General features: G+C 73.1%; 2 protein-coding genes. Both read left to right on the forward strand.

Translation table 11 applies throughout. The features are described 5' to 3' along the window. The coding region (locus tag ACWD3D_RS33165; RefSeq protein WP_451464432.1) for a beta-ketoacyl reductase at nucleotides 1–1,005 on the forward strand (1,005 nt) is incomplete at its 5' end. Between the two features lie 177 nt (nucleotides 1,006–1,182). Then, the gene (locus ACWD3D_RS33170) at nucleotides 1,183–5,115 is read left to right on the forward strand and encodes an amino acid adenylation domain-containing protein (protein WP_451464433.1); all 3,933 of its coding nucleotides are present in this window, start codon (nucleotides 1,183–1,185) and stop codon (nucleotides 5,113–5,115) included. Nucleotides 5,116–5,176 lie beyond the last annotated feature (61 nt).

Here is a 5,176-nt window from a genome sequence, read left to right on the forward strand (position 1 = left end):
TCGCGGCGTGGTGGGGCGGCGGAGGGTGTTGCCGGGTTGGTGGCGGAGTTGGAGGCCGCCGGGGCGGTGGTGGAGGTGGTGGCTTGCGACGTGTCGGACCGTGATGCGGTTCGGGGGTTGGTCGCTTCGGTGCCGGAGGGTTTCGAGCTGCGTGGTGTGGTCCATGCGGCCGGTGTGCTGGACGACGGTGTGATCAGCTCTTTGACCCCCGCACGCCTGGACCGGGTGTTGGCCGCGAAGGCGGACGCCGCCTGGTACCTGCACGAGGCGACCGCGCACCTCGGCCTGTCCCTGTTCGCCATGGTCTCCTCGCTGTCCGGTGTGATCGGTACGCCGGGCCAGGCCAACTACGCCGCCGCCAACGCCTTTCTGGACGCATTGGTGGAGCACCGCCGTGGCCGGGGGCTGGCAGGCCAGTCGGTGTCCTGGGGCCTGTGGGCGTCGGTCGGCGGAATGACCGGCCACCTCGGCGCCGAGGACCTCGCGCGCAAGCGCAGCGAGGACGGGGTGCTTGCGATCGCCACCGACCAGGCCCTGGAGCTGTTCGACGCCGCGGTCCGTACCGGCACCGGCCACCTGGTGGCCGCCCAGTGGGATCTGGGCGTGCTGCGGAAGCTGGCAGCGGCGGACGGGCTGCCGGCGCTGCTGTCCGGCCTCGTCCCGAAGGCCCGGCGGAGTGCCGCGGCGACCCCCGCGGAGTCTGCGTCCCAGCTCCTTACGCGCCTGCGGGAGGCCGATCCGGCCGACCGGCACCGGCTGCTGGTGGCACTGGTCACCGGGCAGGCGGCGGCAGTCCTCGGGCACGGCGAGGCAGAGGACGTGGACCCGGCAACGCCCCTGCAGCACCTGGGCCTGGACTCGCTCGGCGGCGTCCAGTTGCGTAACCGTCTGCGGGTCGCGACCGACCTGGTACTGCCGGCGGGGCTCGTCTACAGTAATCCGACGTCCGAGGCCCTCGCGGAATACATCGGGGAAAATCTGCTCCTTTCCGCCACCTCGAACTGACCGACCGATTGTCTTTCTTCCAGGCCGGGTGCGGAATTTCCGCACCCGGCCTCGATGCTCCAATACCCCTGGTCGACATGGGAGTTGACCACTCTTGAGGTCCCGAGTTCGGGCCCCGTAGATTACGGCGGCGCGGCCGAAAGGCGTAAATGCCGCGGGACTTCCGGAAGGGCAGCCATGCATCCCTCGCATTCGTTCGGTATGTCGTCGGCGCAGAAAGAGCTGTGGCTGGCGCAGGCCCTCGCCCCGGAAGTCCCGAACATCCCGTGCCTCGTCGTCGACGTGGCCGGTGGGATCGACGTGGAGCTGCTGGAGTCGGCGCTGCGCACCCTGCTGGCCGAGGCCGAGGTCCTGCGGGTGAACGTCCGCGAGTTCGAGGACGGGCTGCGTCAGGTGGTCAAGGACGCTGTCGGCTGGGAGCCGTTCCGCGCCGACGTGACCGACGAGCCCGACCCGGAGGCGGCGGCGCGGGCCGTGGTGGATTCCGTCCTGACCACGCCGTTCGACCTGGAGCACGACGTCCTGGTCCGGGCCGGGACGATCCGGCTGGGGCCCGACCACTGCCGGATACTGCTCGCCTTCCACCACCTGGTGACCGACGGCTTCGGCATGGCGATGCTGGTCGCCCGGGTTGCCGAGCTGTACACCGCCGCCCGCCACGGCCGCCCGGCCGTTCCGTCGAACTTCGGCGACGCCGGGGTGATCGCTGAGCAGGACGCCGGCTACCGCGCCTCCGAGCGCTACGCGGCCGACGAGGGCTTCTGGCGTGACTACCTGGCAGACCTGCCCGAGCCCGCGCGCCTGCACGGGGAGCGCCGCCGCGGCGCGGCGCCCGGCCAGCTGCGGAGCTCCGCGGTCGTCACCCGCGCCGAGCTGACCGAGTGGGAGGGCGTCGCCGAGTCGCTGGGGATGACGGTCAGCAGCCTGCTGGCCGGTGCGACCGCGGTCTTCCTGGGCCGGATGACCGGGCTCGGCGAGTTCGTGTTCTCGGTGGCCGGCTCCAACCGCACCGGGGCCGACGCCACCTCGCCCGGGCTGCTGCGCGGCATCGTGCCGACCCGGGTCCGGGTGCCGGTCGAGGCGGCGTTCGCGGACGTCGCCGCGGACGTCGCCGAGCAACTGCGCACGACCGGGACGCACGGCCAGTTCCAGATGTCCGACATCCGCAAGGCGATCGGCGCGTCCAACTCCGGCGGCGCGGTGTTCGGCCCCAGCCTGAACGTCATCCCGTGGGCACAGACGCTCGACCTGGACGGCGCGCGCGGCTACATCACCGACATCCGGTTCGGCGCGGTGCCGGACCTGGCGTTCACGCTGCTGGCCGACGAGCGGCCCGGGCACGGCATGTCCGTGCACGTGGACGCGGACGCGACCCGGTACGTCCTCGCCGACCTCGAACTGTTCCTGGAGCAGCTGCTCGGCCTGGTGCGTACGGTGGTCGACGACCCGTACGTTCCGGTCGGCCTGGTCGAGCTGATGGACGAGGCCCGGGCCCACGAGGTCCTGGTGAAGTGGAACGACACCGCGCGCGAGCCGGTGCGCTCGACGATCACCGAGGTGTTCGCCGCGCAGGCACTGCGGACGCCCGACGCGCCTGCGGTGGTCGCCGGGGGCCGAACCCTCACGTACGCCGAGCTCGACGCCCGATCGACCCGGCTGGCCGGGGCCCTGGCACGGCACGGCGTGCGCCGCGAGTCGCTGGTGGGGCTGGCGTTCCGTCCCTCGGCGGAGTTCGTCGTCGCGGTGTTCGCCGCGCTGAAGGCCGGCGCCGCCTACTTCCCGCTCGATCCTGAGTACCCGGCCGAGCGGCTCGGGGCGATGGTGACCGCGGTGCGGCCCGTCCTGGTGCTGACCGGCGGCGAGCCGCTCCCGGGGCTCGCCGCGGACGTCGAGGTCCTGACTTTCGCCGAGGCCGAAGCGGCTGAGCCCGAAGCGGCCGGCCCCGAAGCGGCCGGCCCCGAAGCGGCCGGACCCGAAGCGGCCGGACCCGAAGCGGCCGACTCGGTGAACGCGGCGCGTGACCGGGCGCCGGCCGGTCCGGTCTCGCCGTCGAGCCTCGCGCACGTCATCCACACCTCCGGCTCCACCGGCGGCCCCAAGGGCGTGATGATCACCCACGAGGGTGTGGTCGCGCTGGCGGCCGACCGGTCCTCCGCCGGGCTGGACCGGGTACTGCTGCACTCCTCGCTGTCCTTCGACGCCTCGACCTGGGAGCTGTGGGTCCCGCTGCTGTCCGGCGGCTGCGTGGTCGTGGAGTCCGGGACGGTCGACGCCGACGCCGTCCGGGCCCTGACGGAACGGCACCGGCTGTCCGGCACGCTGCTGCCCACCGGCCTGTTCGCGGCTCTCGTCGAGCAGGATCCGGCCTGCCTGGCCGCCATGCCGCACGTCTGGACCGGCGGCGACGTGCTGCCGGTCGCCACGGTCGAGCAGATGCGGGTCCACGCCCCGCACACCGAGATCGTCAACGCCTACGGTCCGTCCGAGATCACCGTGGCCGCCCTGACCCACACGCTGACGCCGGACACCGACGTGGCGGCCGGCGTCCCGATCGGCGCGCCGCTCGACGGCACCCGTGTGTACGTGCTCGGCCCCGGCCTGGTGCCGGTGCCGCCGGGCGTCGTCGGCGAGCTGTACATCGCCGGCACCGGCCTGGCCCGCGGCTACTTCGAACGTCCCGGCCTGACCGCGACCCGGTTCGTCGCCGACCCTTTCGACCCGGCCGGCGGCCGGCTGTACCGCACCGGCGACCTGGTCCGCTGGGGCCGCGACGGCGCGATGCGCTTCGTCGGCCGCGCTGATGGCCAGGTCAAGATCCGCGGTTTCCGGATCGAGCCGGGCGAGGTGGAGGCGGTCCTCGCCGGCCACCCGCTGGTGCGGCGCTGCACCGTCCTCGCACGGGAGAGCGCGGGCGAGCGGGCGCTCGGCGAGGTCACCAAGCAACTGGTCGCCTACGCGGTCGTCGACAGCGCCGAGCCGGACGAGCAGGACCGCCTCGCCGGCGAGCTGCGCCGGTACGTCGCCGAGCAGCTACCCGAGTTCATGGTCCCGGCGGCATTCATGGTGCTGGCCGAGCTGCCGCTGACCCGCAGCGGGAAGATCGACCGAGCCGCGCTGCCCACGCCGGTGTTCACCACCGGACGCGCCTACCGGGCGCCGCGCTCGCCGCGCGAAGAACTGCTCGCGGGCATCTTCGCCGAGGTCCTGGACCTCGACCTGGTCGGCATCGACGACGACTTCTTCCTGCTCGGCGGCCACTCGCTGCGTGCCACCCGCCTGATCGGCAAGGTTCGCCGGGCGTTCGGGGCCGAGGTACCGATCCGTGCGGTGTTCGACAACCCGACCGTCGCGCAGCTCGCCGAACACCTGGAGCCCGGCGCCGCGACCGTCACCGGAACCGTCACCGCCGCGGCGCTCGGAGTGCGGCCCCGGGTGGAGCCCTTCGCCCGCCCGGAGCGCCTGCCGCTGTCCTACGCGCAGAGCCGGCTCTGGTTCCTGTGCCGCTTCGAGGGACCGTCGGCGCTCTACAACCTCCCGGTGGTGTTCGAACTGCGCGGCGAGGTGGACGCCGCCGCGCTGGCCGCCGCCTTCCGCGACGTGGTGCTGCGCCACGAAAGCCTGCACACGGTGTTCGCCGAGGACGAGGACGGGTCCGCCCACCAGGTGATCCTGGCCGAGGACGAGGTGGTGACCGACCTGCCCGTCCGGGACCTCGCGCCGGACGCCCTCGGCGCTGCCGTCGCCGAGGAAATCGGGTACTGCTTCGACCTGCGCACCGAGATCCCGATCCGGGCCCGCCTGCTCCGCGACGGCACCGGGGTCGGCGTGCTGGTCCTGGTCCTGCACCACATCGCCGGCGACGGCGCGTCGATGGTCCCGCTGACCCGAGACCTGCTGACGGCGTACGCCGCCCGCACGGCGGGACAGGCACCCGCGTTCGAGCCGTTGCCGGTGCAGTACGCGGACTACACGCTCTGGCAGCGCGGACTGCTGGGCGACGAGCGCGACCCGGAGAGCCGGGTCGCCATCCAACTCGACTACTGGAGAAACGAGTTGGCAGGGGCGCCGCAGCCGCTGGCAGCCCGAGCGACGCGAACTCGACCGCGATAGTCGCCGGCGCCTTCGCCCGTGCGGGCAAGAAGCTGGCCGACGTGACCTCGTCCGCCGGGCA

Source organism: Streptomyces sp. NPDC002690, assembly GCF_053592415.1.